At 67.1% G+C, this 25,894-nt stretch carries 24 protein-coding genes and 2 tRNA genes; 9 read left to right on the top strand and 17 right to left on the bottom strand.

Annotated features, from left to right (window positions below; genetic code table 11):
• Window positions 1–5: 5 nt before the first annotated feature.
• From truD to mrcB, 5 genes are read right to left on the bottom strand one after another with little or no spacing between them, the layout of a single operon-like run.
• Window positions 6–1,061: a tRNA pseudouridine(13) synthase TruD gene (gene truD / locus TVD_RS05685; protein WP_047251041.1), complete on the bottom strand. Its 1,056-nt coding sequence runs from the start codon at window positions 1,059–1,061 to the stop codon at window positions 6–8.
• Window positions 1,062–1,075: 14 nt separating this feature from the next.
• Window positions 1,076–1,759: a tRNA (adenosine(37)-N6)-threonylcarbamoyltransferase complex dimerization subunit type 1 TsaB gene (tsaB, locus tag TVD_RS05680; protein WP_018169639.1), complete on the bottom strand. Its 684-nt coding sequence runs from the start codon at window positions 1,757–1,759 to the stop codon at window positions 1,076–1,078.
• Window positions 1,750–3,711, bottom strand: a complete 1,962-nt coding sequence (locus TVD_RS05675; protein ID WP_156167565.1) for a DNA repair helicase YoaA — start codon at window positions 3,709–3,711, stop codon at window positions 1,750–1,752. Before TVD_RS05675 ends, tsaB begins: the two co-directional genes overlap by 10 nt.
• Before the next feature lie 19 nt (window positions 3,712–3,730).
• Complete coding sequence (locus TVD_RS05670; RefSeq protein WP_047251039.1) at window positions 3,731–4,303, bottom strand: tetratricopeptide repeat protein; 573 nt, start codon at window positions 4,301–4,303, stop codon at window positions 3,731–3,733.
• A complete protein-coding gene (mrcB, locus tag TVD_RS05665) occupies window positions 4,300–6,654 on the bottom strand; it encodes a penicillin-binding protein 1B (RefSeq protein ID WP_156167508.1) in 2,355 nt (784 codons plus the stop codon). Before mrcB ends, TVD_RS05670 begins: the two co-directional genes overlap by 4 nt.
• Window positions 6,655–6,794: 140 nt before the next feature.
• Here mrcB and TVD_RS05660 point away from each other — a divergent pair, with 140 nt between their 5' ends.
• The 4 genes from TVD_RS05660 (at window position 6,795) to TVD_RS05645 (ending at window position 10,471) form a co-directional block, all read left to right on the top strand.
• On the top strand, window positions 6,795–8,357 hold the full coding sequence (locus TVD_RS05660; RefSeq protein ID WP_047251917.1) for a bifunctional aminoglycoside phosphotransferase/ATP-binding protein: 1,563 nt from the start codon (window positions 6,795–6,797) through the stop codon (window positions 8,355–8,357).
• A gap of 166 nt (window positions 8,358–8,523) precedes the next feature.
• Window positions 8,524–9,324 carry a hypothetical protein gene (locus tag TVD_RS05655; protein ID WP_047251037.1) on the top strand — a complete coding sequence of 267 codons (801 nt, stop codon included), beginning with the start codon at window positions 8,524–8,526 and terminating at the stop codon, window positions 9,322–9,324.
• The gene (locus TVD_RS05650; RefSeq protein ID WP_167540811.1) at window positions 9,302–9,853 is read left to right on the top strand and encodes a C40 family peptidase; all 552 of its coding nucleotides are present in this window, start codon (window positions 9,302–9,304) and stop codon (window positions 9,851–9,853) included. The genes TVD_RS05655 and TVD_RS05650 overlap by 23 nt, the downstream gene beginning before the upstream one ends.
• Window positions 9,854–9,952: 99 nt before the next feature.
• A complete protein-coding gene (locus TVD_RS05645) occupies window positions 9,953–10,471 on the top strand; it encodes a DUF302 domain-containing protein (RefSeq protein WP_047251036.1) in 519 nt (172 codons plus the stop codon).
• Between the two features lie 115 nt (window positions 10,472–10,586).
• Here the strand turns inward: TVD_RS05645 and secF are convergent, their stop codons facing one another.
• The 5 genes from secF to queA all read right to left on the bottom strand — a co-directional run bounded on the left by secF (window position 10,587) and on the right by queA (window position 16,034).
• Window positions 10,587–11,534 carry a protein translocase subunit SecF gene (gene secF / locus TVD_RS05640; RefSeq protein ID WP_047251035.1) on the bottom strand — a complete coding sequence of 316 codons (948 nt, stop codon included), beginning with the start codon at window positions 11,532–11,534 and terminating at the stop codon, window positions 10,587–10,589.
• A gap of 14 nt (window positions 11,535–11,548) precedes the next feature.
• A complete protein-coding gene (secD, locus tag TVD_RS05635) occupies window positions 11,549–13,417 on the bottom strand; it encodes a protein translocase subunit SecD (RefSeq protein ID WP_018937723.1) in 1,869 nt (622 codons plus the stop codon).
• Window positions 13,418–13,438: 21 nt separating this feature from the next.
• The gene (yajC, locus tag TVD_RS05630; RefSeq protein ID WP_018145833.1) at window positions 13,439–13,768 is read right to left on the bottom strand and encodes a preprotein translocase subunit YajC; all 330 of its coding nucleotides are present in this window, start codon (window positions 13,766–13,768) and stop codon (window positions 13,439–13,441) included.
• Between the two features lie 84 nt (window positions 13,769–13,852).
• Window positions 13,853–14,968 carry a tRNA guanosine(34) transglycosylase Tgt gene (gene tgt, locus TVD_RS05625; protein WP_018937724.1) on the bottom strand — a complete coding sequence of 372 codons (1,116 nt, stop codon included), beginning with the start codon at window positions 14,966–14,968 and terminating at the stop codon, window positions 13,853–13,855.
• Window positions 14,958–16,034, bottom strand: coding sequence for a tRNA preQ1(34) S-adenosylmethionine ribosyltransferase-isomerase QueA (queA, locus tag TVD_RS05620; protein WP_047251034.1), 1,077 nt, complete (start codon window positions 16,032–16,034; stop codon window positions 14,958–14,960). The genes tgt and queA overlap by 11 nt, the downstream gene beginning before the upstream one ends.
• A gap of 104 nt (window positions 16,035–16,138) precedes the next feature.
• On the opposite strand from queA, the gene TVD_RS05615 reads away from it, so the two are divergent.
• Window positions 16,139–16,225: transfer RNA gene (locus tag TVD_RS05615), tRNA-Leu, on the top strand.
• A 68-nt stretch (window positions 16,226–16,293) separates the two neighbouring features.
• A tRNA-Thr gene (locus tag TVD_RS05610) sits at window positions 16,294–16,369 on the top strand.
• A gap of 51 nt (window positions 16,370–16,420) precedes the next feature.
• Here the strand turns inward: TVD_RS05610 and TVD_RS05605 are convergent.
• The 7 genes from TVD_RS05605 to TVD_RS05575 form a co-directional block, all read right to left on the bottom strand.
• A complete protein-coding gene (locus TVD_RS05605; RefSeq protein WP_047251033.1) occupies window positions 16,421–16,984 on the bottom strand; it encodes an RDD family protein in 564 nt (187 codons plus the stop codon).
• Window positions 16,985–17,069: 85 nt separating this feature from the next.
• A complete protein-coding gene (tadA, locus tag TVD_RS05600; RefSeq protein WP_047251032.1) occupies window positions 17,070–17,564 on the bottom strand; it encodes a tRNA adenosine(34) deaminase TadA in 495 nt (164 codons plus the stop codon).
• Entirely contained in the window at window positions 17,554–18,063 is a 510-nt protein-coding gene (locus TVD_RS05595; protein WP_047251031.1) for a glutathione peroxidase, read from the bottom strand. The genes tadA and TVD_RS05595 overlap by 11 nt, the downstream gene beginning before the upstream one ends.
• Window positions 18,060–18,731, bottom strand: a complete 672-nt coding sequence (locus TVD_RS05590; protein ID WP_047251030.1) for a PqiC family protein — start codon at window positions 18,729–18,731, stop codon at window positions 18,060–18,062. The genes TVD_RS05595 and TVD_RS05590 overlap by 4 nt, the downstream gene beginning before the upstream one ends.
• 3 nt (window positions 18,732–18,734) lie before the next feature.
• Window positions 18,735–19,748 carry an MlaD family protein gene (locus tag TVD_RS05585; protein ID WP_019594098.1) on the bottom strand — a complete coding sequence of 338 codons (1,014 nt, stop codon included), beginning with the start codon at window positions 19,746–19,748 and terminating at the stop codon, window positions 18,735–18,737.
• Entirely contained in the window at window positions 19,745–20,548 is an 804-nt protein-coding gene (locus tag TVD_RS05580) for an ABC transporter ATP-binding protein (protein WP_019563526.1), read from the bottom strand. The genes TVD_RS05585 and TVD_RS05580 overlap by 4 nt, the downstream gene beginning before the upstream one ends.
• A 3-nt stretch (window positions 20,549–20,551) precedes the next feature.
• Window positions 20,552–21,700, bottom strand: coding sequence for an MlaE family lipid ABC transporter permease subunit (locus tag TVD_RS05575; protein WP_018937739.1), 1,149 nt, complete (start codon window positions 21,698–21,700; stop codon window positions 20,552–20,554).
• 124 nt (window positions 21,701–21,824) lie between these two features.
• Here TVD_RS05575 and TVD_RS05570 point away from each other — a divergent pair, with 124 nt between their 5' ends.
• From TVD_RS05570 to TVD_RS05560, 3 genes are read left to right on the top strand one after another with little or no spacing between them, the layout of a single operon-like run.
• A complete protein-coding gene (locus TVD_RS05570) occupies window positions 21,825–22,763 on the top strand; it encodes an AAA family ATPase (protein WP_018951743.1) in 939 nt (312 codons plus the stop codon).
• Entirely contained in the window at window positions 22,745–23,767 is a 1,023-nt protein-coding gene (locus tag TVD_RS05565; RefSeq protein WP_047251029.1) for a DUF58 domain-containing protein, read from the top strand. Before TVD_RS05570 ends, TVD_RS05565 begins: the two co-directional genes overlap by 19 nt.
• A gap of 44 nt (window positions 23,768–23,811) precedes the next feature.
• Window positions 23,812–25,818 (top strand): transglutaminase TgpA family protein, encoded by a 2,007-nt coding sequence (locus tag TVD_RS05560; RefSeq protein WP_205622095.1) that lies wholly within the window; start codon window positions 23,812–23,814, stop codon window positions 25,816–25,818.
• Window positions 25,819–25,894: the final 76 nt, after the last annotated feature.

Raw genomic sequence — 25,894 nt, 5'->3', positions numbered from 1 at the left:
CCGACTCAGGCGCGATCCGCCGCCCGCGGGACGCAGATCGCCTCAAGCACACCGGTCGCATACTCCCCGGCCCCCAGCTCCAGCGTCAGCCACAGGTCGTGCCCCTCCCAGCGCCACTCCACGGCGCCTGGCACCATGCGCAGCGCGCGCCGCGCCGCCTTCACGTCCGCCTTCTCCAGTCCTTCCGCCAACGCCGGCTCGCCAGCGGCCATCGTCGTCTCCAGTGCCTCGACCTCGCCTGCCGTCGGCATCGCACCCTTGCCCCACAGCGGCCCCGTCGGATGGAGATCCAGCCGGGCAGCGCGCGCCTCCAGCTCGGCATCCACCTCCGCCACCGGAAACACGCTGCCCGAGCCTTCGAGATTGGCCACGTCACCCGGCAGCAACCGGTCCCAGTCGCCGCGGCGGACCCGCTCGGCCAGTACCGCGTTGAAGATCGCGGAACGGGCGGCGGACAAGAGCAGACTGCGCTGGTTGCGGCTGCGCGGCGCGCGACCGCCCCCCAGCCAGGCCCGCGCCTTGGCCAGGTTGTCGCGGCCAAAGCGTTGCGCCCCGAAGTAGTTGGGAATCCCCCCGCTACGGATCGCCTCGAGGATCTGTTCCGCGGCCGCGCGATCGCCCTGCACATCACCCAGACGGATCTCGAAGCGATTGCCCGCCAGGTGCCCAGTACGCAACTTGCGCGCATGGCGGGCAATCTGCAGCACCCGCATCCGGCCCGCCTCCTCCCCGCCTTCCTGGGCGGCATTCCAGGCCTCGGCACGGGCCGTCCAATCCGGCTCGGACTCCGGCGGGCATTGCACGCTGAACCACTGGAGCGTCACCGCCTGGCGGTCCTTGCGCCCGGCGTAGCTGACCTTGCCCCGGCCTGCGCCCGACTCGCGCGCCAGCCACACCGCCACGTCCTCGCTGTTCAGCAGGCGCTTCTCGATCTCCAGCCAGACATGTTCCCCCTCACCTTCGGGCGTCGTTGCCGGCAATTCCTCAACCCGGAAATCTTCCGGGCATGCCTTGATCATCGCGGTCAGGGGCGGGTGCCAGGGGTAGGGTGTCGCGTTCATCTCGGGCTCCTGACTCATCGGGGGGATGCCGGCCGGGCAACATCGTCACGCACATAGACCGGCTGCGCGTCTTCAGGCGCCACCGCCTCGCCACGCTCCCAGGCATCCACTGCCAGCAGCGCAACCTCTTGCGCATCGGGCAACGCGTCGGCGTCCACCGCCTCGCTCGCCAGCCCCTGGGCGGCGGCCAGATCAGGGAAGGTGGCGAAGGCCGACCCCAGCCCATAGCGCTCGCCCACCGGCCAGGCCACGACCAGGCTCTCCGGTGCGGCCACCTGCTCCGGCCCAAGGCCCACGCGCTCGCCCTGAACCGGACAAAGGCTCCAGTACACCTCCCCCATGCGAGCATCCAGCGCCGCAAGCACGGCCGCCGGCCGGCGATCATCGCGCAGCGCCTGTTGGGCCAGCGCCTGCAACGTGGAGACCGGAACCACCGGACGGTCCAGGGCGAAGGCAATCCCTTGCGCCACGCCCAGCCCCAGGCGTACACCGGTAAACGCCCCCGGCCCCCGTCCGACGGCCACGCCATCCAGACTGCTGCGCGGCACGTCCGCCTCGCGCAGCAATTGCTCGATCTGCCCCAGGATCAGCTCGCCATGCCGGCGCGCCGCGCGCTCGCGCACACAATGGATCTCGCCATCAAGATAAAGGGCTGCCGAACACTGTTCGGAAGCGGTCTCCAGTGCGATCAAGCGCATGTGTTGCGTCCCCGGGCCTGCTCGAGAAAACGCAGCGCGGCGGCCGGCTCCCGCGTACGGTGAAACGCCGGCAGGCTGGCCAGAAAGCGCCGGCCGTAGGATTTCCCGGTTAGCCGCGGATCACACAAGGCGAGGATGCCCGCATCCTCGGCGTCCCGAATCAGCCGCCCCGCGCCCTGTTTCAGCGCCAGCACGGCCTGCGGCAGGGTGAATTCCATGAACGGGGAACGCCCCTCCGCCTCCAGCGCGGACGCGCGCGCCTGCAGCACCGGGTCATTGGGCGCGGCAAACGGCAAACGATCAATGATCACCACCGACAGTGCCTCGCCGCGGATGTCGACGCCTTCCCAGAAACTGTGCGCCCCCAGCAGCCACGCATTGCCCGACTCGCGAAAACGCGCCAGCAGGTCGCCTCGCGGCTGCTCGCCCTGCACCAGCAGTTCGCGATCGGCCGGCAACTCCGCACGCAGGATCGCCGCCGCTTCCTGCAATGCGCGATGGCTGGTAAACAGGAAGAATCCGCCGCCCGGGTTGTCACGCAAAAGCGGCCAGGCCCAGGCGATGCAGGCACGGGTATAGCCCGGGTCGTTCGGATTGGGCAGCGGGGGCTGTGGGTGGACCAGGCAGGCCTGATTGGGGAAATCGAACGGGCTGTCCAGGCGTTCGCTTGCGACATCGGCCGGCAGGCCGAGTCGGCGCGCCGCATGGCCGAAGTCCTCGCCCACCGCCAGGGTGGCCGAGGTAAAGATCCACGCCGCCGGCCGCGCGGCGCGCCGCTGTGCCAGCGGCCGTGCCGCATCCAGCGGCGTCCGGTGCAGGATCAGGCTCTGACTGAAGCGCTCCGCCCAGGCCACCGTGTCCGGGGTCTCCTCGCGCCAGTCGCGCAGGCGTTCCAGCAACAGGGCGCTGCGCCCGCGCAGCTGCTCCAGGCCTGGTGCCCGTGCGGCCGCGGCCTCCAGCGCGTCGCCGACAAAACCGAGATTCGTATCCAGCCGATCCAGCAACGGATCGAGTTCGCCGCCGGGACTGACCGTATCCCAGCTGGAGCGGCCCTCCCAGGTGCGCGAGGCATCCAGCAGTTCGGCCACACTCGCCTCCAGCTCCGCGATGCGCTGGCGGATATCCAGCATCTCCGGGGCATTCTGTTCCTGCTCGCGCCGGGTGTCTCGAGCCAGTTCGCGTAACGCGCGCGTGCCGACCGCAATGCCAAAAAACGACCCGGCGATATCCGGCAGCTGATGAGCCTCGTCGACAATCACCGCGTCGACCTCCGGCAGGAGTTCGCCGAAGCCCTCTTCTTTCAGGGCCATATCCGCGAGCAACAGGTGATGATTGACCACCACCACGTCGGCCTCCTGTGCGCGCTTGCGGGCCTGCACCACGAAGCAGTCGTTGTAGCTCGGGCATTCCCCTCCCAGGCAGTTGTCCACGGTCGAGGTGACCTGCGGCCACAACCTGGAGTCCTCCGCGAGGATCCCGGCCTGCCCCAGGTCGCCGGTAGGGCTTGTACGCGCAAACCGCTGCAGGGCCTCGATGACCGGCAACTGCTCGCGGCGCACGGGGCTGCCGGTCGCACCCCCGGCCTCGGCCGCGGCCAGTTCCAGGCGGTAGTGGCACAGATAGTTGGCGCGGCCCTTCAGCAGCGCAGCCCGCGGGCGGTATCCCAGGGCCTCGCAGACCACCGGCAGGTCGCGATCGAAGAGCTGATCCTGCAGGGTCTTGGTTCCGGTGGAGATCAGGGCACGCCGACGCGACTGCAGGATCGGCACGAGATATGCGAAGGTCTTGCCGACGCCGGTCGCCGCCTCGACCAGCAGGGCGGTGGGCGCAGTCGCCAGCGCCTCTTCGACCGCCACGGCCATGCGTTGCTGCGGCTCGCGCGGACGGAAGCCTGCGACCGCAGTGGCCAGGTCCCCGCCCGGGCTCAGGGCCCGTACCGCCGCCGACTCCACCGTTACCGCGTTCGACGAGTCAGACAATGTCGGCTTCCAGGCGGCGGATCGCCTCGCGGGCCTCGTCGGCCCCGGCCGCGTCGCCCTGCGCTTCGCGGGCCTTCAGGATCAGTCGCCAATTCTGCAGGGCCAGTTCGCGGTCCGCACCGTCCACCATCTGCAACGAACGACCGGCCAGCCGCTCGGCCTGCTGATAGCGCCCCTGTTCCATGCGCAGCGCGGCCATCTGGTGCCACAGCCCGGCATCCCGCGGCGCAATCCGCAAGGCGCGCTCCAGACGCTGCTCCGCGCGCGCGGTGTCCCCGGCCTGGCGCGCGGACTCGGCCTGCTGGGCCAGGTTCAGGGCCGCGGCGGGTGTCGCCGCGCGTTCCGGCTCACGGGGTTCGGCCCGATCTTCGCTGGGCGCTGCATCCTCCCCGGTGATCTCCCCGTCGTCAGGCACCGGGGCACTCGCATCCCGGGGCGCCGGCGTCGCACAGGCGGCGAGGAGCGCGGCCAGCGCAACAGCACCCAGCCACTGCGCCGGGCGCCACGCCGAACCGGCGGGCAGCGTGACGCGAAACGGGGATCGTGCGGTACACAACATCTTCACCGGAATAGCCTCTCGAACCAGCCTTGCGGGCTGGAATCACTGCGCAGATCACACTCGGCGCGTGTCTCGGGGCTCGAATTCTGCCAGAACGGCAGCCTCTTCACCGACTCGCAGGCGTGGTCATCGCTTTCCACACGCAACCCGGAGGCAAGATCGACCCCCTGATAGTCGATGCCGGGGTGGCCCTCCAGGCGCAGGGATTGCACCCCGATCCCCGCCATGATCTCCGCCCACACCGGCGCGGCGGACACCCCACCGGTCAGACCGGTGGGACGGTTATCGTCCATACCCAGCCAGACCACCGCCACATGGCGATCATCAAATCCTGCAAACCAGCTATCGCGAAAGTTGTTGGTGGTCCCGGTCTTCCCGGCCACGACCTCACCGTTCAGGCGCGCATTGATCCGGCTCCCAGTACCTTCCCGGGTCACGTCATGCAGCGCGTGGGTCAACAAACGCACCGCACCATCCGACACCGCGCCCTGCAGGGACAGCCCGTAGTGCGAGAGCATCTCGTCGTCCTGATCCAGCACGTCGCGGATCACCCGGGTTTCGGTCGCATAGCCACCGTTCGCCAGGGCCTGATAGAGCCCGGCCACCTCCAGTGGCGAAAGCTCGATCGCACCCAGCGCCAGCGACGGCAGCGGGGCCGGCGTGCGCTGCAGACCCAGCGTCTGCAGCAAGCTGACCACTTGCGAAATCCCGATATCCTCGGCCAGACGCACCGTAGCGATGTTGTAGGACTGCACCAGGGCCTCCCACGCGGTCACCGGCCCCCGGTATTCGCGGTCAAAGTTGCGCGGTGTCCAGGGCTCGCCATGCGGCAGCTGCAGGGTCAGCGGGCTGTCGTCGAGGAGCGTCGCAAGGGTGTATCGGTTCGGGTTGGTCAGGGCCGCGAGGTACACGAACGGCTTGATCACCGAGCCGACCTGACGCTGGGCCTCCACCGCACGGTTATAGCCGGGATAGCGCGGGTTGCGATCCCCGACCACCGCCAGCACCTCGCCGGCCTGCGGGTCGGTCACGACGGCCGCGGCCTGCAGATCGTCCAGGTCGCTCCCGCCCCCGCGACGCCGGACCAGGTCGTCCACGCCACGTACCAGCCGTTCCTCGAGACGCATCTGGACGACCGGATCCATGGTGGTGAAGATCCGCAGGCCCTCGCTGCGCAGGTCCTCGTCCGCGTAATCGGCGCGCAGCTCGCGGCGCACTAGATCCAGGAATGCCGGGAAGCGGCTGCGTCCTTCCGGCATTACCGGGGAGACGTCAAGTGCCGTCGCCAGCGCCCGGTCCACCCGGTCGCGCTCGGCCAGTCCCGTCTCGGCCATCGCCTCCAGCACCCGGTCCCGGCGCTGCGTGGCACGCTGCGGATAACGTCGGGGGTCGTAGTAACTGGCCCCGCGCGCCAGCCCCACGAGCAGCGCCAGCTGGTCCAGACGCAACTCGTTCAACGGGCGCTGATAGTAGAACTGCGCAGCCTGACCGAAACCGTGGATCGCCCGTTCACCCGTCTGCCCCAGAAACACCTCGTTCAGGTAGGCCTCGAGGATCTCCCGCTTGTCATAGCGGTGCTCCAGCAACAGGGCCATCACCGCTTCGTTCAGCTTGCGCGTCAGCGTCTGGTCACGGGTCAGGTAGAAATTCTTCACCAGCTGCTGGGTCAGGGTGCTGCCACCCTGCACCGTGCGTCCGGCCCGCAGGTTCGCGACCGCGGCCCGCCCGATGCCGACCGGGTCCACCCCCCGATGGGACATGAAGCGGCGGTCCTCGATCGCCAGCAAGGCCCCGATCAGCTCGCGCGGCACCTCGTCAATGTCGACCAGGATACGGTCCTCCCCGTGGGTCGGATAGATACTCCCGATCAGCAGCGGCTCCACTCGCATCAGGTCCACATTGCGCCCACTGGACTGCTCGGTGACCGACTCCACGCGGCCCTCGGACAGGCGCACCCGCACCGAATGCGCCGGCTCCCGACCGTCGCCAAAGGTGAACGGCCGGGTGGTCAGGCGCGCGCTACTGCCTTCGATGCGGAACTCGCCGGGCCCGGCGCCATCCGGGGTCTGGCGATAATTCAGGGTGCGCAGCTCGGTCTCCAGCGCATCCGTGGTCAACGGCCGCCCCGCATAGAGCTCCAGGGGCCGCGCATACACCCGCGCCGGCAGCGCCCAACGCTGCCCCTCGAACCGTTCACGAATCTCGCGGTCCAGTTGATGTACATAGATGCCACCCACCGTAAGGCCGGCGAGCAGCAGCCCCGCCAGGGTCCAGCTGCCCGCACCGAACAGGCGCCGGAGTCGGCCCCTTCGGGGCGCGCTTCGCTTGCGGGAACGTGTGGTGGCTTTTCGCGGCATGGCGTGTGATGGGCGAGGTGACCGAAACGGCAGCAATGGTAACCTGATGGGTAAGCGAAAACGGGTGCATGGCCGGCGATTCCGGAAAAAAGACCCGGCTCCCGATGCCCAACACCCCCATGGCCTACTGCGGAGCCCCGATGACCGAACTGGAACAGCACCACAAGCGCCTGCACCAACTGGTCGCGGACCGCGGATTTCCCGCCCCGGTGCCGGATGCCAACACCGTGCGCACCATCGAAACCCACATCTCCACGGTCATCCTCGCGGGTGAGGACGCCTACAAGTTCAAGAAGCCGCTGAACCTCGGTTTCCTCGACTTTTCCACCCTCGATGCTCGCCAGCACTACTGCGAGACCGAGCTGGAGGTCAATCGCCGTCTGGCACCCCAGATCTACCTGGAGGTTGCCACCCTCAATGGCGACGATGCCCACCCCGTCATCAACGGCGAGGGCCCCATCCTCGACTACGCCGTGCATATGCGCCGGTTCGACCGCAAACGGCAGCTGGACCACCTTCTGGACAAGGGCCAACTGCCCGCCGCCGCCATGGATGCACTGGGGCACTACATCGCCGCCTTCCACGAACGCACCGAACGCACCGATGCGCAGTCCGAGTACGGCACCGCAGAGGCCGCCACCCAACCGATGCTGGACAACTTTCCGGCCCTGAAGGAGACCGTTCGTGGTGCGTCGGACCGGGCACGCCTGGAACGGCTGGAACAGTGGACGCGATCCGAAATCCATCGATTGAAGGCTACACTTGAAGCTCGGCATGACGAGGGTTTCGTGCGCCATGGCCATGGCGACCTGCACCTGGGCAACCTGGTTTATGTCGATGACGAGAACGGCGAGGAAGTGCCGGTCGCCTTTGACGCGATCGAGTTTGACCCCGCCCTGCGCTGGATCGACGTGATCTCCGAGATCGCCTTTACCACCATGGATCTTCTGGCCCGTCAGTCGCGCGCCCACGCCTGGCGGCTACTCAATGCCTACCTGGACGGGCGCGAAGACTTCGACGGTCTCGCGCTCCTGCCGTTGTACCAGGTCTACCGTGCGCTGATCCGGGCCAAGGTCCAGGGCATTCACGGGGCCGAGGCGCAGCTCCCTTCCGACGAACAGGCGGCCCACCAGGCGGAGATGGCCCGCTATCTAGCCCTCGCCGAGCGCCTGACCGAACCTGGATCCCCCCGCCTGATCCTGATGCATGGCGTCTCCGGCAGCGGCAAGACCGTGATCAGCACACAGATCATCGAAGCCCTGGGCGCCGTGCGCCTGCGCTCGGATATCGAACGCAAACGCCTGTCCGACGCCGTCTCCTACAGTGCCGACGCCCGGGCCCAGATCTACGGCCATCTGCGCGAGCGCGCCCAACGCCTGCTGGCGCTCGGCCTGACCGTGGTGGTCGACGCCACCTTCCTGACCCAGGACCAGCGCGCCCCGTTCCAGCGTCTGGCACTGGAGCAGGCGGCCGGCTTTGCGGTGGTTGCCTGTCGCGCCCGGGACGAAGTACTGCGCGAACGACTCGAGGCCCGCACCCGTGCGGGCCGTGATGCCTCGGATGCCGGCGTCGAGGTGATGGAACAGCAACAGCCGCAGCAGGAATGGCCCGCCCCCGAGGAGGGCTGCATCGAGGTGGCCCCGGAGGCACCGCTGGATCCGGACGCGCTCGCCCGCCAATTGCTGCAACCCGTCGCAAGCTGAGCGACCGCGTACAATCAGCGATAGACAGACCCCGGATACTCCGTCAACTTCGAGACACAGGAACTGGCACGCTCGCCCTCGAGCCCGGAACCCGGAACCCGGAACCCGGAACCCGGAACCCGGAACCCGGAACCCGGAACCCGACCAGGAAACCGCAGGAGCCCCCATGCATCATCACCGCCCCGGTCCGCTCGACCGAATCCGCCGCACCCTCACGCCCATTGCTGTCGGCGGGTTGCTGGCCATCGGCTCCACCGCCCAGGCCGATGCCCTGCTGCACTACGTCGACGACGAAGGACTGGAGAGCCAGATCCTGGTGCGCGGCGACATCGTGCGCATGGAGCTCAACGAGTCCATCAGCGGCACCTCCGGCTACATGCTCTTCGACGCCAGAACCGACCAGCTGACGGTTGTGGACGACACGGAACAGACCTACACCCCGCTGACTCGCGAGGTGATGGACCAGCAGATGCGCGCCATGACCGACATGGTCAGCGACCTGCGCCGGCAAATGGAGCAGCTCCCGCCCGAGGTGCGCCAGCAGCTCGAGGAGCAGCTGGGCATCGGGGCGGAAGGTTTCGATGCCGAGATCGACACCCGCGCCACCGGCGAACAACGCGAAATCGGGGACTTCGTCTGCGACGATTACGAGGTGCTGATCGACGGACAGGTGCAAAGCACGGTCTGCGTAACGGAGCCGGATACCCTGGGCCTGGGCAGCGCGGATTTCGCGACCCTGGGTGCCCTGATGGATCGCCTGTACGAGCTGTCCCTGAGCGCCCTTGAGGCCGGCGGGCCAATGGCCTCGCAGATGGGCGCCTCCCTGCTTCCGCGCGTCGACGGCATCCCGCTGCAGGTCAGTGAAAAGGGCGGCGTGACCACGCGGCTTGCCGGCATCTCCACCGACGACCTCAGCGCCGCACTCTTCAGCGTCCCCGACAGCTATGCCGAACGCGATCTTTTCTGACACCTGGCGCCGACGGCTGCCGCTTGCCCTGGCCGGCCCCGGGCTTCTGCTGCTTGCGGCCTGCAGTGCGGGCCCCGAACCCCGCGGAGGAGATACCGCGCCCGTTGCCACGCACGAAGGCCTTGCGGACGGCCCAATGAGCCCCACGCCCGAGGCTGGCCTGGAACGCTCCGAGGTCGTGCTGACCGCCCTCGGTCACCTCGACACCCCGTACCAGTACGGCGGCACGGATGCCACCGGGCTGGACTGCTCGGCCCTCGTCCAGCGGGCCTACCGCGAGGCCGGGCGCGCCGTCCCGCGCACGACACGCGACCAGGCCCGCGCAGCGACCCGACGCGAGGGACCGCCCACCCCGGGTGACGTGGTGTTCTTCGCCATTAACGGGAATCAAATCGACCACGTCGGGGTCTACGTGGGAGACGGCCGCTTCGTGCATGCGCCCAGCGCACGGGGTCAGGTTCGCATCGAGCATCTGGACAACCCGTACTGGGCACCCCGAACCCGCTTTGCCGGTCATTTCTTCAACTGACCGCGATCAGAGCCCGCCCGTCGTCGCCAAACTCACCGCTGACGGCGGGCATACAACCCCATCCTGGCCAGGCCTGGAATCACAATAGAGGAAGGAACCATGAAAACACTCACCGGTATTTCGCGCACCCTGCGCCACTCCGCCCTGGCGATCGGCCTGGGCCTCGGTCTCGCCGTCGGCGGCACCGCCAGCGCCTATGAGACGTTCATGGAGACCGACGAACGCGTCATCTTCACGACCGAGGGCGAATACGACTTCTACTTCGAGATGGTCGAAGAGGCCATCACCGCCGAAGGCCTGGTCATCAACAACGTCGGCTACATCGCCAACATGCTGGACCGCACTGGCGGACAGGAAAGCGGCGAAGGCATCTACCTCAACGGGCAATCGGTCGACTTCTGCAGCGCCACCTACTCGCGCGCGACCATGGAGGCCGATCCGCACAACATGCTCTTCTGCCCCTACATCATCACGGTCTACGAGCTCTCCGAGGAACCGGGCACCGTTTACATGGGCTACACGCCGGTCCCCGAGGTGGGCGACAAGGACTCGAAGGAAAGCCTGCGCGCCGTGAACGAACTGGTCGAGCGCATCATCAAGGAAGCCCTCGCCTTCTGATCCCAGGGACCTTTGTCGCAACGAAAAATGCCCGGCAGCCTTGCGGCCCCGGGCATTTTTATGCCCCCTGTCCTACATGGCTAGGACAGGGTGATTCGGACAGGCGTGAACCGGGTCAGGGTGTCTGATCCTCTTCCGCCCCTTCCTTCTTCACCGGCAGCAGGACCTGACGGTCGACACCCAGCATCAACGCCGCGGTCGCCGCGATGAAGATGGACGAGTACGTCCCCACGACCACCCCGATGATCAGCGCAATCGAGAAGTTCTGCAGGGCCGCCCCACCCAGGAAGGCGAGCGAGAGCAACACCAGCAGGGTGGTCATGCTGGTCACGATGGTCCGCGCCAGGGTCTTGTTCACCGCATTGTTCATCACCTGTTCCGTGCTCTGCTTGCGCAGCACACGGAAGTTCTCGCGTATTCGGTCGTACACCACGATGGTGTCATTCAGCGAGTAGCCAATCACCGCCAGCACGGCGGCGAGCACCCCCAGGTCGAACTCCATCTGCAGCAGCGAGAAGATCCCCAGCGTGATCAGCACGTCGTGCACCAGGGCCAGCACCGATCCAATGGAGAAGCGCCACTCGAAACGCACTGCCACATAGATCAGGATGCCGGCCAGCGCATAGATCATCGCCAGACCGCCCTGCTCGCGCAGCTCCTCGCCGACGGCCGGACCGACGAACTCCACGCGGCGAAGGTCCGGATCCGACGGCCCACCATCCTGCAGGGCGTTCAGGACCCGGTTGGACAACATCGCCGGGTTGTCGTCGTCTTCGCTTGGCGGCAGGCGAATCAGGACATCGCGCGAGGTGCCGAAGGTCTGCACCTGCGCCCCCTCATAGCCGCCCGCCGACAGGGTCTCGCGGATCGTATCCAGCTCCACCGCTTCGGGGTAGCCCACTTCCACCAGGGTCCCCCCGGTGAAGTCGATCCCGAAGTTCAGCCCGCGGGTGGCCAGCAGCGCCACCGAGATAATGATCAGGACCAGCGAGATCGCGATCGTGATCTTGCGCTTGCCGAGGAAATCGATGTTCGATTCAGCGAAATTCAGATGCGGAAGCATAGTTTTCTCCGCGCTCAGATGGCCAGGCGCGTCAGCCGACGCTGGCGCCCGTAGGTCAGATTGACGATTGCGCGGGTCACGATGATCGCGGTGAACATCGACGCGATGATCCCGATCGACAACGTGATGGCAAAGCCCTTGATCGGCCCGGTACCGAACAGGAACAGCACCAGCGCCGCGATCAGCGTCGTCACGTTGGCGTCCGCGATGGTGGTGAACGCTCGGTCATAGCCCGACGAAATCGCCGCCTGGGGTGACAGTCCGTTGCGGATCTCCTCGCGTATGCGCTCAAAGATCAGCACGTTGGCGTCCACTGCCATGCCGACAGTCAGCACGATCCCCGCAATCCCCGGCAGGGTCAGGGTCGCCTGCAGCATCGACAAAACCGAGACGATGAAGATCAGGTTCAGCGCCAGCGCCACGTTCGCGATCAGTCCAAAGGCGCGGTAGTAGAGGATCATGAAGATCATCACGAGGATGAATCCGATCACCACCGACTGCATGCCGCGATCGATGTTCTCCTGGCCCAGGCTCGGACCCACCGTGCGTTCCTCGACAATCGACATCGGCGCGGCCAGCGCACCGGCGCGCAGCAGCAGCGCGAGGTTGCGCGCCTCACGCGTGGTATCCAGACCCGAGATCTGGAAGCGTCGGCCCAGCGGCTCGTTGATGCGCGCAACGTTGATGACCTCTTCGCTGCGCGAGGTACGCATGACCTGCTCGCCGTCTTCCTCCACCGTCTCGGTGGTCGTCTCGATGAACACCGACGCCATCAGGCGGCCCACGTTATCCGAGGTCACCCGCGAGAAGATGCGCGCCCCCTGGCCATCAAGATTGATGAACACGGCCGGGCCGCCACTATCCTGGGCAATCCCGGAAGAGGCGTCGGTAATGTAGTCACCGGTGAGCATCACCTGGCGCTGCAGCAGCACCGGGGTCCCGTCACGCTCGCGGTACAGACGCGTCCCGGACGGTGCGCGGCCAGATTCAGCGGCCTCCATCGGGTCACCGGCCTCGGAGACCAGGCGGAACTCCAGCGTGGCGGTCGCGCCGAGCACTTCCTTGGCCCGCGCAGTGTCCTGCACGCCGGGGAGCTGAACCACGATCCGGTGCTCGCCCTGCTGGGCAATGATCGGCTCGGCCACGCCCAGCTCATCCACGCGCGAGCGCAGGGTAGAGATGTTCTGCTGCAGGGCCTGACGGCGCAGCTCGGTCAGGTGGTCATCGCTCAGGGTGCCCACCATGCGGGTGGTGTCGCCGCTACCGCGGATCTCCCATTCCAGCTCGCCGCGATATTCACGGGTCAGCCAGCTCTCGGCTGCCGCGAGGTTTTCCTCGTCCGCGAACATCACGGTCAGGTCACTGGAACTGCGCTCGATCGTGTCGAACGTCAGACGCTCGTCGCGCATCCTGCCGCGCAGCTCGTTGGAGTAGCGTTCCATCGCCGTTCCGATCACGGCATCCAGATCCACCTCCATCAGGAAGTGCACCCCGCCGCGCAGGTCCAGACCCAGTGCCATCGGCTGACCGTTGATCGCGCGCAGCCAGTTCGGCGTCGCCGGGGCCAGATTCAGGGCGACGGTGTGGTTGTCATCCAGGGCATTGCGCAGGATCTCCGCGGCGAGCGACTGCTCGTCGCTGGTCTCGAAGCGCAGGAGTAGCTGCCCGTCGTCCTGCTCCTCCACCTGTTTCGGCGTCACGCCCTGGGCACCCAGGATGGTGCCCATCAGGTCACGGATGTTCCCGTCGATCTCGCCGGTGACCGGATTGCCGATCTGCACCGACGGGTCTTCCGGGAACAGGTTGGGCGCGGCATACAGCCCCGCGCCCAGAACGACCACGACGATCAGGGCGTACAGCCACGCCGGATAGGAATTGCGCATATCAAAAACCCTGGAGGGCGTTTAGAGATCTTTCAGCGTGCCCTTGGGCATCACGGAGGCGACCGACTGCTTCTGTACCGCCACGTTCACGCCGTCGGCAATGTCGACCTTGATGAAGTCGTCGCTGACTTCGGTAATCTTGCCGGCCACACCGCCGTTGGTGACGATCTCGTCGCCCTTGGACAGGGCCTCGACCATGGAGCGGTGCTCCTTGGCGCGCTTGCTCTGCGGGCGGATGATCAGGAAGTACATGATCGCAAAGAAAATAACGATCATGATCAGGAACTCGATCATGCCGCCGCCGGCCGCACCACCTTCCTGGGCATGCGCTGCAGAAATCAGAAAGTCCATCGAAACACTCCGTCTTCGGTTCAGATTCGGACGCCACCGGGGAGCTCGGGCCACACCCGGCGAGCGAAAAAAATACCGCGCGGATTATGGCACAGGCGGGATCGCCATGCCGCGTCGGCCGTAGAAATCGGCCACGAACTCGCTCAGCGCGCCGGCCGCGATCGCCTCGCGCAATCCGCGCATCAAATCCTGGTAGTAATGGAGGTTGTGGGTCGTCGCCAGGCGCGAACCGAGGATCTCGTTGCACTTGTCCAGGTGTTTCAGATACGCCCGCGAATAGTGACGACAGGTGTAGCACCCGCATTCCGGATCGACCGGGCCGACATCGTCGCGGAAGCGCGCATTGCGAATGCGCAGCACGCCCTCGCGAGTATAGAGGAACCCGTTGCGGGCATTGCGGGTCGGCATCACGCAGTCGAACATGTCCACGCCGCGTCGCACGGCCTCGACGATGTCCTCCGGCCGGCCCACCCCCATCAGGTAGCGCGGACGATCCTGCGGCAGCAGCGGCAGGGTGGCATCCAGGGTCTGCAGGCGCTCGTCCTCCGGTTCGCCCACCGACAGCCCGCCGATCGCGTAACCGTCAAAGCCGATCGCCTGTAGTCCCTCGGCCGACTCCCGCCGCAGGTCCGGGTACATCCCGCCCTGCACGATGCCGAACAGCGCCGCCGGGTTGTCCCCGTGCGCCGTGCGCGAACGCGCTGCCCAGCGCAGTGACAGCTCCATCGACTGGCGCGCCTCGTCCGCGGTGGCCGGGTATGGCGTGCACTCGTCAAAGATCATCACGATGTCCGAGCCCAGCTCGCGCTGCACCTGCATCGAGGACTCCGGCGTCATCAGCACCTTCGAGCCATCCACCGGTGACTGGAAACGCACACCCTCCTCGCTGATCTTGCGCATCTCCGCAAGCGAGAAGACCTGGAATCCGCCGGAATCGGTCAGGATCGGGCCCTCCCAGTGCATGAAATCGTGCAGGTCGCCATGCGCCCGGATCACCTCCGTGCCCGGGCGCAGCATCAGGTGGAAGGTGTTACCGAGAATGATCTCCGCGCCCAGCTCGCGCAGCTCCTCCGGCGTCATCGCCTTGACCGTGCCGTAGGTTCCCACCGGCATGAAGGCCGGGGTCTCCACCGTCCCGCGCGGGAAGTGCAGACGGCCGCGGCGCGCCGCGCCATCGGCGGCCAGATTCTCAAACTCCATCGGACTCTCCCGCGGCGGTGGTCATACTCGGGGGCAGATCATCGCCCTGCCCCGGCGCCAGCCACATCGCGTCGCCGTAACTGAAAAACCGGTAGCGCTGCGCCACCGCGTGGGCATACGCATCCAGGATCCGGCGATAGCCGGCAAATGCCGCCACCAGCATCAACAGCGTGCTCTGCGGCAAATGAAAATTGGTCACCATCCGGTCCACCACCCGAAATCGATCCCCCGGCTGGATGAATAGCCGCGTCTCGCCCTGGAACGGCGCCAGTTCTCCCCCAGCGGCCGCGGTCTCCAGCGAGCGCACGCAGGTCGTACCGACCGCGACCACACGCCCGCCACGCGCCTTGCAGGCCGCTACCGCCGCGCAGGCCTCGGGGGACACCTCCAACCACTCCGCATGCATCTCATGCGCCGCGGTGTCCTCGACCTTCACCGGCTGGAAGGTCCCCGCCCCGACGTGCAGGGTCACCGTCGCGGTCTCCACCCCCGCCGAGCGCAGGCGCCCCAGCAGGGCATCATCGAAATGCAGGCCCGCCGTGGGGGCAGCAACCGCGCCCTCGCGCGCCGCGAACACGGTCTGGTAGCGATCGGCATCATGCGCCTCGTCGGCGCGCTCGATATAGGGCGGCAGGGGGATGTGCCCATGCTCGCGCAACAAGGCGAGCACATCGTCGGCATCAACCAGGGCCAGGCGGAAGAACGGGCCCTCGCGGCCGGTCACTTCGACGGTAAAGGCATCCGCCAGGCGTAGCCGGGCCCCGACCTTCGGCGCCCGGCTGGCGCGGACCATCGCCAGCACTTGGCCGGGCGACTCGATTCGTTCGACCAGAACCTCCACCTGTCCCCCGCTCTCCTTGCACCCGAAGACACGCGCCGGAATCACCCGGGTATCGTTCAGCACCAGCAGGTCACCCGGCCGCAGAAGATCCTCGATCTCTGCAAAGCGCGCGTCCCGCGGGCGCTCTTCCTCCAGGATCAACAGACGCGAACCCGCCCGGTCCGGTAGCGGATACTGTGCAATCAGCTCCGGCGGGAGCTCGTAATCGAAATCGGCAACACGCATGGCGCGCGATCCTACCACGCACCACTCGACGCGGCGCGGAGTGCCGAAGATCGCTCTGCCCCGTTTGTGCCGCAGAGAACCTGCGCTACACTACGGCCCCACAAGCCGGGATGGCGGAACTGGTAGACGCGCCGGATTCAAAATCCGGTTCTGGCAACAGAGTGCGAGTTCGATTCTCGCTCCCGGCACCAAATTTTCTCGGGCCCGCCGCCAGGCCCAAACCCCAGGGAAGCATTCAATGATGCGCCCCTGGCACCAGGCCGGTGTAGCTCAGTTGGTAGAGCATCTGATTTGTAATCAGAGGGTCGCAGGTTCGACTCCTGTCGCCGGCTCCATTTTTCTCGGGGAACACCCCGGCATCGGCCGGATCACCCGCAATCCGCACCTCATTGCAGGGCCGGTCGTACTACCAGAGTGGATGCCACCATGTCGTGCAGTCCTTGCTTGCGTTCGGTGAACGCGACCATCAAAAAACCGATGTAGAGGGTCATGGCGGAGAGGATCTTGGACCAATAGCGAGCGTTGGCTCGCCCGAAGCCGATCCGCTGGCCATCCGCATCCGTGACTCGCAGGCCCAGCATCCGCTTGGCTGGTGTCGCCTGCCAGCCGGACGCCTCGAAAACCGTGACGTAAAGCCAGAACACAGCCGTCCCCATCACGATCCCCAGCAAAGCCCCGGCGCCAGCAATCACCTCGGGTTCTTGGCCCACCATCGTCATGCCCAGGACAAAGCTCAGGGGCAACACGACCAGCATCCCCAGGATATTGGCGAGCACCCAGTCGATCAACAACGCCAGCGCCCGATACCAAAATCCGGCGTATTGGGCGAAAGCCCGGGGCGTCGCAACCTCGCACTCGGCGCCCAACGCCTGCGGCTTTATCGCCGTCCCGCACCCGTGACAGAACCGCGCTTCCTGGTGGACTTCCTGTCCGCATTGCATACAGAACATCTCACTCTCCTTGTGTCATGCCCGTTCCCGGGCCCATCTGAAGGCCTTCTCCTTGGTCTGGCATCCGCCTGAAACGCGCGCGCCATCACTTGTCCCGCCGAGCGCGGAAGAAACGGCGCAGTCGCTCTCCGGCCACGTCCCCGAGCACTCCACCTGTCACATCGATACGGTGGTTGTGCGCGGGGTGGCCGAATAGCTCCAGGGCGCCTCCGGCGGCTCCGGTACGGGGGTCGCTGGCACCGAATACCACGCGCGCTAACCGGGCGTGGATCATCGCGCCGGCACACATGCTGCAGGGTTCAAGGGTCACGTAGAGCGTCACACCCGGGAGCCGGTAGTTCTCCAGGCGCTCACCGGCGGCCCGGAGCGCCCGGATTTCGGCGTGCGCGGTCGGGTCGTGCAGCCCGATCGGCGCGTTGTGGCTGGCCGCCAGGCATGTGCCATCGGCGGCCACCAGTACCGCCCCCACCGGGACCTCGCCGACCTGTGCCGCTTGTTCGGCCTGTTCCAGGGCCTTCTCCATCCAGTAGTCATCGGCCCCGGGTTGACCTGGCGCGAGGCCGGCGCCGCTAGGATACATTCGTCGCGCTTGGGCGACGTTCACCCAGCGCGGCCTCGATGGCGCGGGTCAGATCCGCAGGCTTTTTCTGCGGGGCGAACCGGTCGATCACGCGGCCGTCGCGGCCGACCAGGAACTTGGTGAAATTCCACTTGATGCCCTGCGTGCCCAGGGCACCCGGCGCCTGTGCCTTGAGGTGCCGGTAGAGCGGATGCGCACCGTCCCCGTTCACTTCGATCCTGGCGAATACCGGGAACGAGGCCCCGAATTTCACCCCGCAGGCCCGAATCTGGTCCGCATCGCCCGGCTCTTGCCCACCAAACTGGTTGCAGGGAAATCCCAGCACCCGGAGCCCTTGTTCGGCGTAGCGATCATGCAGGGCCTGCAGGCCCTCGTACTGGGGGGTAAAACCGCACTCGCTCGCGACGTTCACGATGAGCAGGACATCGCCCCGCCAGTCCGCCAGCGGCTGCTCGCCTCCCTCCGGCAACGGCGCGGAAAAGTCGAAAACGTCGCTCATTCGCGGGCCTCCCCTTCGGCTTCGCGCAGCAGTTCGTGCTCCAGCTCCGCGAGGACATCAGCGGTCGCCTGCGACAACGCGGAGACCAGGCGCGCCGCCGAGCGCCGGTCGATGGTGTGCTGTACCTCCATGTGGACCAGGCGGGAACGCTCCGCCGTGCGCAACTGGGTACGCAGGCCAACGCGGCCCATTCCCCGCACAGGTTGTTCGGCATCCGCCGCCGGAAGCGCGTCCAGGTTCGCGGCGTCGAGATCGCCGTAGAGGGCCGTCACCAGCAGGTGAAGCTCCACTGCGGGTCGCCCCTCGGCCCAGGCGTCGGCCGCGCTACCGACCAGTTCGACGGCCGCACCCTCCCGCGTCCAGCGTTCGCGCAACAGCTGCTCGATCTGTTCGCCCGGGGTCAGAAACCATTCGTTGTAGTAGTCGGATTCGTAACGATGGTCGCCCAGGCGGTAGACCAACCCCTTGCCGGAGTAGGCCGGCGCCACGCGCACCGAGCCCAGCTCGACCGCCAGGGGACGATCCGTTTCGGCCTGCAGAGGGGCCGGTTCGGCCGGTAACTCCAGCAGGAACCATGACCGGTCCACCGCATCGCGCTCGGGAATCAACGTGCAACCGCCCAGAAGCCAGGCCGTCAGCAGTACGGCGGGTAAGGCCCATCGGATCATCAGTTACTCCTCGTCCATCGTGCTGCGCGGCGGCGGCGCACCAAACAGTGCACCGCCCGGATTACGGCGAACATCGTCCGACAGACTACGCAATCCACCCATCGCGGCCTGCAGTTCGTCGAGGGTTTCCAGCAACTTGCCCTCGCTCACGTCCATTCCACGATTCAGGCGCTCCACCATCGAATCCATCCGGTCCACCAGACGTCCGACATCGGCGGCCTCGGCGGTCTCGCGCAGCTCGCGCAGCGCGGCGCGGGTCTCGCTGGGCAGGGCCTGGGTATCCGGGTGTTCGACCAGACGCTCCACCGACTCCATCACCCGGTTCGCCGTGCGGGTCGTGGTCTTCAGCTCTTCGATCATTTCATCCGCCTGTTCCGCCAGGCGCCCGGTATCCAGTTCGCTGAGCGCGGTGTCCACCGTGATCAGCAGGCTGGTCAGGTTATCCACGACGCCCTCGATATCCAGCTCGTCGATGCGCTTGAGCAGGCTTTCTGCATATTCGAGGAACTGCATTGCGGTACTGGGCGCCGACGGGACATAGATCGAATGCGGCTCCCAGTCATGCGCCAATGGGGGATGATTCTCCGGGTCGGAGAAATCCGTCTCCAGGTAGTTCATGCCGGTGATCCCCTGCGCCGCCATGCGCACGCGCAGACCCGCGTCGATCAGGCTCTCGAGAATACGGTTCTCGAATTCGCCTTCCTGTGCACTGGCGGCGAAACGGTCCGGATACAGCCGTGCCCGCACCATCACGTAGCGCCGGCGATCACGCGGGCGCACGTCGGATTCATACACCACCGAGGTAAACGTCAAATCAGTGACCTCCCCGATGTTCACGCCGCGAAACTTCACCGGCGCGCCCACCTCCAGGCCCTGCACCGAGGAATCCATGTACGTCTCGATCTGGATGGACGGACGCAGCAGGTTACCCGCCGTCAGGATCAGCAATGCCGCCACCAGGGCCGCCAGCCCGCCGAGGATGAACAACCCCAGCCGGAAATGATGTCGGGCACTCATGCGGGCCTCTCTTCGTCGGAATCCGTCCGCCGCAGGAACCGCTGCACCCACGGATGATTCGATGTGTCACGCAGGGTCGCCGGGTCGCCCTCGGCTGCAATCCCCTGGCTTTCCTTGTCGAGCATAATCACCCGGTCGGCAATCGCAAAAATGCTGGCCAGTTCGTGGCTGACAATCACCATGGTCATGCCCAGGGTCCGCGCCAGGCGCTGGATCAGCCGATCCAGGTCCGCCGAGGTAATCGGGTCCAGCCCGGCCGAGGGCTCGTCCAGGAACAGGACCTCCGGGTCCAGCACCATGGCGCGCGCGATGGCCGCGCGTTTCTGCATGCCACCGCTGATCTCCGAGGGCATGAAATCGGCAAACGAACCCAACCCCACCAGCTGCAGACGGGCGCGCGCGATGGCGTCCATCGCCTGGCGCGGCAATTTCGTATGCACCTCCAGCGGCAGACGCACGTTTTCCAGCAGGGTCATCGACCCGAATAATGCGCCCATCTGGTACATAACGCCGACCCGCCGCAGAATCGCCTCGCGCTGCGCGCCCTCCGCTTCGGCGATATCCGACCCGGCTACCCAGATATGCCCGGCCTGCGGCCGGTTAAGCCCGATCATGTGCTTGAGAAGCGTGCTCTTGCCACTACCGGAGCCCCCCAGGATGACGAAGATCTCGCCCCGGCGAACATCGAAGTTCAGGTCGCGCATCAGCACAAGGTCATCGAAACCCATGGTCAGCCCGCGAACACGGATAACCACTTCGCCTTGCGTGCCATCCGGGACGGTCATGCCCGCGTCGGTCATGCCTCAGACCCCCAGATGGTAGAACAGCACGGCGAACACGCCGTCCAGCACCACAATGAGAATGATGGATGTCACTACCGCGCTGGTGGTGGAAAGCCCGACCGAGGCAGCCCCGCTACCGGTCTGCAATCCGCGCAGACAGCCTACCCCGGCGACCACCAGGCCGAACACCACCGCCTTGACCAGCCCGGAAAAAAGGTCCGAAAGTGACAGCGCGGACGTCACCTGATTGAAGAACGCCACCCAGGGAATGCCGAAGCCCTGCATCACCACCGCAGCGCCGATCAGCCCGATCATGTTCGCGTACAGGGCCAGCAACGGCGCAACCAGCAACCCCGCGAGCACCTTCGGCAACACAAGAAAACGCACCGGATCCAGCCCCATTGTCTTCAGGGCGTTGACCTCTTCGTTCACCTTCATCGTGCCGATCTCGGCCGCGAATGCCGCGCCCGAACGCCCCGCCAGCAGGATCGCCATCATCAACGGCCCCAGTTCGCGGAATAGCGAGACCGCCACCAGGTTGGCCACGAAGATCTCGCCCCCGAACTGGCGCATCGCGATCGCCGACTGAAAGGCCAGGATCACGCCCAGCAGGAAGGCAATCAGCGAAACAATCGGCAAGGCCTGGAAGCCCGCCGCCTCCGCCACCCGCAGGGTATCGCCCCACCGCACCTGGCGCGGGTGGCGCAGGGCACTGCCCACGGCTCGGGTCAACTCGCCGACAAAGCTGAACTGCGAGTGTGCCGCACGCCCTACCCGGTCCACGCCGTCCATCCAGCCCTGCCACCAGCCACGTCCATCGGCGGCGCGAGCCGGCTCGACCGCATCCAGCTCGCGGTACGGGGCAAGCTGCTCCTCGACCATCCGGCCCATACCCTCGAACCGGACCTCCGCATCTGCGCGCGCAAAGTCTTGCTCCAGCGCATGCAGCAACGCCGCCCCCGCCCCGTCGCAATACTCGACGCCCCGCAGGTCCACCAGCACCGCACCCGCCGCCTGCTGCCCCAGATCGCGGGCACGGCGCCGCAGCGAGCCCCAGTGTTGCTCTACGGCATGCACATCCAGCCGCCCCGACAGGCGCAGCCGGGGCGCGGGATCGACTGTGGCATCATATTCGAACGGGGGTTCCGCACTGGCGGCCGTGGAATCCATCGCGTGACTCGCGGAAAACGAGCCTTCATGGTAGCCGCATCCTGGCACCTGGAACCATTCGCCGGTGAAGAACTCTTCAAGGCAGACTGCCAATCCATCCGCCGCAACCAACAACGAGGCTCGAATGTCATCGGCCAAGGACGCCCTGCAACAGGTAGAACACGCACTGAACGAGGTCCTCCTTGGCAAACCCGAGCCGGTCCGCCTGGCGCTGGCCTGCCTGCTGGCCAATGGGCACCTGTTGATCGAGGACGTGCCCGGGGTGGGCAAGACCACCCTGGCCCACGCCCTGGCCCGGGCGATGAACCTCGAGTACCAGCGCGTGCAGTTCACCAGTGACCTGCTGCCCGGCGATGTCCTCGGCGTCTCCATCTTCGAGCAGGCCAGCGGCCAGTTCCGCTTCCACCCCGGGCCGATCTTCACCCAGGTCCTGCTCGCCGACGAGATCAACCGCGCGCCCCCGAAGACCCAGAGTGCCCTGCTGGAAGCAATGGAAGAGCGCCAGGCCAGCGTGGAGGGCGCCACCCGCGAATTGCCGGTGCCGTTTTTCGTCATCGCCACCCAGAATCCGGAGGAGCAGGTCGGCACTCACCCGCTGCCGGAATCCCAGCTCGACCGGTTCCTTATGCGCATCCAGCTTGGCTACCCGGACGCCGGCGCCGAACGGGCCCTGCTGGAACGCAGCGGGCCCGCCCCCGCGGCCGCACCGGTGGCGGAGAGCCACCCCACCCCGCCCCGCCTGGTGGCCCCGCACCAGTTGCGGGAGTGGCAGGACCGGGTGGCCGAGGTCCATGCCGGCGCTGAGGTCCTCGACTATCTCCAGGGCCTGATCAGTGCCAGCCGCGACCGAGCGCGCTTCGCCCACGGCCTGTCACCGCGTGCCGGGCTGGGGCTGCTGCGTGCGGCCCGGGCCCACGCCTTCCTGGAGGGCCGTGACTACACGACACCCGACGATATCGCCCACGTATTGCCAGCCGTTGCCGGGCATCGGGTGCGCGCACGCGAGCCGGAGGCCCCCGAACGCACGGTCGCGCGCCTGATGGAATGCGTCCCGACTCCGTGACCGGACCCGCCCGCTCGCGCGGCCGCATGGCCCGCCTGCGCGACGATGCCATCCGCTGGATCACCCGGCGCCACGCACACGATGGCGACCAGGCGCACCTCGGGCGCGACCGCATCTACATCCTGCCCACGCGTGCCGGGTACACCCTGTTCGGCATCATCCTGGTGATGCTCCTGGGATCGATCAACTACTCCAACAACATGGCGTTCCTGCTGACCTTCCTGCTGGTGGGCATCGGCCATAACGCCATGTGGTACACCCATCGCAACCTGCTGGGTTTGCAGGTCTCCACCCTGCCCGTCCCTGCGGTATTTGCCGGTCAACCGCTGACCCTCCCGCTACGCCTGAGCGAGACCGCTGGACGGGCCCGCGAGGCCCTGGTCCTGCGCATCGGTACGCACACCAGCGCCCCCTTCCCGGTCCCGGCACAGGGGACCCATACCGCACAGCTGGAACTGCCCGGACTCGCACGCGGCGTCTACCGCCTGCCACGCCAGCGGCTGGACACACGCTACCCGCTGGGCATCCTGGAGGTCTGGAGCTGGCTGACCCTGGCGCCGGAGATCGTGGTCTACCCGGCGCCGATCGATCCGGGACACACCGCCGGGGACGATGGCGAAGAAGCCGCAGGGGCGCACGACCGGCGCGAGGGCGATGCGCCCGACCAGATCCGCCCCTACCGCACAGGCGATCCACCCGGTCGCATCGTCTGGAAGGCCTTCGCCCGCAGCGGCAAGCTGCATGTCCGTGAATTCGCCAGCGGCCAGGGTGATCGCCTGTGGCTGGAATGGGGGGCCATGCCCGCCTCCGATACCGAGACCCGCCTGTCCATGCTGTGCCATCAGGTACTCGCGGCCCATGCCGAGGGCCGCGTCTTCGGCCTGCGCCTGCCCGACCAGGCCCTGGAGCCGGCCCAGGGAGTGATTCACCGCGATCACTGCCTGCATGCCCTTGCGCGGTTCCGCAGCACCCCGGTCGAAATGAACCCGGAGCCGGGCCCATGAGAGACAAGACCGCCAGGCCTGCAGACCACACGAATCTGCGCGGATTGGAGCTGGCCCTGGTCGCCCTGCCGGTCGCCGCCCTGCCACACGTCTGGCATCAGCCACCGTGGATCACCGCGCTGGTCGTGCTCGCCATCGCCGCGCGGGCGTGGCTGCTGGGCACGGGCCGCCCCGCGCCTTCCCTGGGCGTGATGAGCGTGCTGGCCGTGATCGCCGGCGGCCTGACCTTCGCGCAGTTTGGCACCGTATTCGGCCAGGAGGCCGGCACCGCGCTACTGCTGGTGATGATCGCCTTCAAGTTGCTGGAGACCCGCAACCGCCGCGACATCGTGATCGCACTGTTCCTCGGCTACTTCGTGGTGGTCACCACCTATTTCTTCGACCAATCCATCCTGATCGCGGCTTATTCGCTCCTGGCCACCTGGCTGCTCACCGCCGCGCTGATCCAGGTGCATGCCGGACGCGTGATCCCCCGCCCGCGCCTCGCGCGGCAGGCGGGCGCCATGCTGCTGCATGCCCTGCCCTTCATGCTGATCCTGTTCTTCGTCTTCCCGCGCGTCGAGGGTCCGCTGTGGGGCGACCCACAACGCGAGCAGACCGCGCGCACCGGGTTGTCCGGCGAGCTCAATCCCGGCGATATCGCCAACCTGCTGCAGGACGAATCGACCGCGCTGCGGGTCGAATTCGACCGCCAAGTGCCGCCCCTGCGGGCGCAATACTGGCGCGCCCTGGTCATGACGGACTTCGATGGCCGGCGCTGGTCCGCGGACGAAAATCGCTCGCTGATCCAGCCCACGGCCGCCGACACCGACAACGTCATCCGCTACACCGCCACCCTGGAGCCCACCCGAGCGCGCTATCTGCCGATGCTGGATTACCCAAGCACCCTGCCCGAGGATGCCGAGCTGCGCGCGAACTACCAGGTCCTGCGCGATCGCCCCGTGACCAGCCGCATCCAGTACAGCGCCGAGGCCGCCCTGACCACCCCGCCCGGAGCGGGCGAACCCACACTGGACCCACAGGAGCGCACCCGCGCACTGCACCTGCCGCCTTCCGCCGCGCCCCGGTCGCGGGCCGAAGTCGCCCTGTGGCGCGCCACCCACGGAGACGACGATCGGGCCATCATCCAGGCGGCCCTGCAACAGTTCAGCGCCGAGCCATACCGCTACACTCTCCAGCCGCCACGACTCGAAGACGACACCACCGACACCTTCCTGTTCGAGACCCAGGCCGGCTACTGCGAGCACTATGCCTCCGCGTTTGCAGTGCTGATGCGCGCGGCCGATATCCCGACCCGCGTCGTCACCGGCTACCAGGGCGGAGCATGGCAGGCCCGTGGCGAATACCTGCGCCTGCGCAACGCCGATGCCCACGCCTGGAACGAAGTCTGGCTGGATGGCGAAGGCTGGATCCGGGTCGACCCCACCGCCGCCATCGCACCCGAACGCATCGAACAGGGGCTGCCCGGGCTGGCCAGCGACACCGGCGAGGAGATACCCGGCTTTCTTCGCCGCGGGGAGGGGCTCTCCTGGCTGCAGCGGGCGCGCTTCGGGATGGACGACTGGGGCGACTTCGTACGCTTTCGCTGGGAGAGTTGGGTGCTGGCCTTCGACCCCGAACGCCAGCGCGAGCTGTTCGCTCGCCTCGGGCTGGATTCGCAGGACTGGCGCTCGGTCCTGATCGCGCTGGGGGTTGGGTTCGGCAGCCTGGCGCTGATCGCCCTGACCTGGGTATGGCTGCGCCGGCCGCGCCAGCGGCACGCGCCCGCCGATCGCGTGCTGCAACAACTATCGCTTCGCATCGCGCGCCACGACCGCCGCCTGGCCCGCCAGGCCCACGAGCCTGTGGATGCCTGGTCCCGCCGCGTCGCACGGGCGCGCCCGGATCTGAGGGAATCCTTGAAGGCCTTCGCAGAGGCCTACAACCGCCAGCGTTTCGCCCCGTTGACGCCCGAACAACGCCAGGAGGATTTGCGTCACCTGCGCGGCCTGCTGTACGCGGTACCGCGCGGGAAGCCACCCGCGCCCCGACCGGACCCTGCCCACGCGTAGTGCGCGCCCGTGTTTCCGGCGCCCCAAAACGACTCGGGGCCGCCCGGTCTGTCTGACCCGGACGGCCCCGTTTTCT

Origin of the sequence: Thioalkalivibrio versutus (assembly GCF_001020955.1) — a bacterium.
Lineage (GTDB): Bacteria > Pseudomonadota > Gammaproteobacteria > Ectothiorhodospirales > Ectothiorhodospiraceae > Thioalkalivibrio > Thioalkalivibrio versutus.
Note: the sequence above shows the minus strand (reverse complement) of the source record. Positions and strands in the feature narration are given on the sequence as shown.

What these genes read in the sequence shown, in the direction of transcription:
- truD (WP_047251041.1), bottom strand. Translation starts at nt 1,061, where the DNA reads ATGAACGCGACACCCTACCCCTGGCACCCGCCCCTGACCGCGATGATC.
- tsaB (WP_018169639.1), bottom strand. Translation starts at nt 1,759, where the DNA reads ATGCGCTTGATCGCACTGGAGACCGCTTCCGAACAGTGTTCGGCAGCC.
- mrcB (WP_156167508.1), bottom strand. Translation starts at nt 6,654, where the DNA reads ATGCCGCGAAAAGCCACCACACGTTCCCGCAAGCGAAGCGCGCCCCGA.
- TVD_RS05660 (WP_047251917.1), top strand. Translation starts at nt 6,795, where the DNA reads ATGACCGAACTGGAACAGCACCACAAGCGCCTGCACCAACTGGTCGCG.
- TVD_RS05655 (WP_047251037.1), top strand. Translation starts at nt 8,524, where the DNA reads ATGCATCATCACCGCCCCGGTCCGCTCGACCGAATCCGCCGCACCCTC.
- TVD_RS05650 (WP_167540811.1), top strand. Translation starts at nt 9,302, where the DNA reads ATGCCGAACGCGATCTTTTCTGACACCTGGCGCCGACGGCTGCCGCTT.
- TVD_RS05645 (WP_047251036.1), top strand. Translation starts at nt 9,953, where the DNA reads ATGAAAACACTCACCGGTATTTCGCGCACCCTGCGCCACTCCGCCCTG.
- secF (WP_047251035.1), bottom strand. Translation starts at nt 11,534, where the DNA reads ATGCTTCCGCATCTGAATTTCGCTGAATCGAACATCGATTTCCTCGGC.
- secD (WP_018937723.1), bottom strand. Translation starts at nt 13,417, where the DNA reads ATGCGCAATTCCTATCCGGCGTGGCTGTACGCCCTGATCGTCGTGGTC.
- yajC (WP_018145833.1), bottom strand. Translation starts at nt 13,768, where the DNA reads ATGGACTTTCTGATTTCTGCAGCGCATGCCCAGGAAGGTGGTGCGGCC.
- tgt (WP_018937724.1), bottom strand. Translation starts at nt 14,968, where the DNA reads ATGGAGTTTGAGAATCTGGCCGCCGATGGCGCGGCGCGCCGCGGCCGT.
- queA (WP_047251034.1), bottom strand. Translation starts at nt 16,034, where the DNA reads ATGCGTGTTGCCGATTTCGATTACGAGCTCCCGCCGGAGCTGATTGCA.
- TVD_RS05605 (WP_047251033.1), bottom strand. Translation starts at nt 16,984, where the DNA reads ATGTTCTGTATGCAATGCGGACAGGAAGTCCACCAGGAAGCGCGGTTC.
- tadA (WP_047251032.1), bottom strand. Translation starts at nt 17,564, where the DNA reads ATGTATCCTAGCGGCGCCGGCCTCGCGCCAGGTCAACCCGGGGCCGAT.
- TVD_RS05595 (WP_047251031.1), bottom strand. Translation starts at nt 18,063, where the DNA reads ATGAGCGACGTTTTCGACTTTTCCGCGCCGTTGCCGGAGGGAGGCGAG.
- TVD_RS05590 (WP_047251030.1), bottom strand. Translation starts at nt 18,731, where the DNA reads ATGATCCGATGGGCCTTACCCGCCGTACTGCTGACGGCCTGGCTTCTG.
- TVD_RS05585 (WP_019594098.1), bottom strand. Translation starts at nt 19,748, where the DNA reads ATGAGTGCCCGACATCATTTCCGGCTGGGGTTGTTCATCCTCGGCGGG.
- TVD_RS05580 (WP_019563526.1), bottom strand. Translation starts at nt 20,548, where the DNA reads ATGACCGACGCGGGCATGACCGTCCCGGATGGCACGCAAGGCGAAGTG.
- TVD_RS05575 (WP_018937739.1), bottom strand. Translation starts at nt 21,700, where the DNA reads ATGGATTCCACGGCCGCCAGTGCGGAACCCCCGTTCGAATATGATGCC.
- TVD_RS05570 (WP_018951743.1), top strand. Translation starts at nt 21,825, where the DNA reads ATGTCATCGGCCAAGGACGCCCTGCAACAGGTAGAACACGCACTGAAC.
- TVD_RS05565 (WP_047251029.1), top strand. Translation starts at nt 22,745, where the DNA reads ATGCGTCCCGACTCCGTGACCGGACCCGCCCGCTCGCGCGGCCGCATG.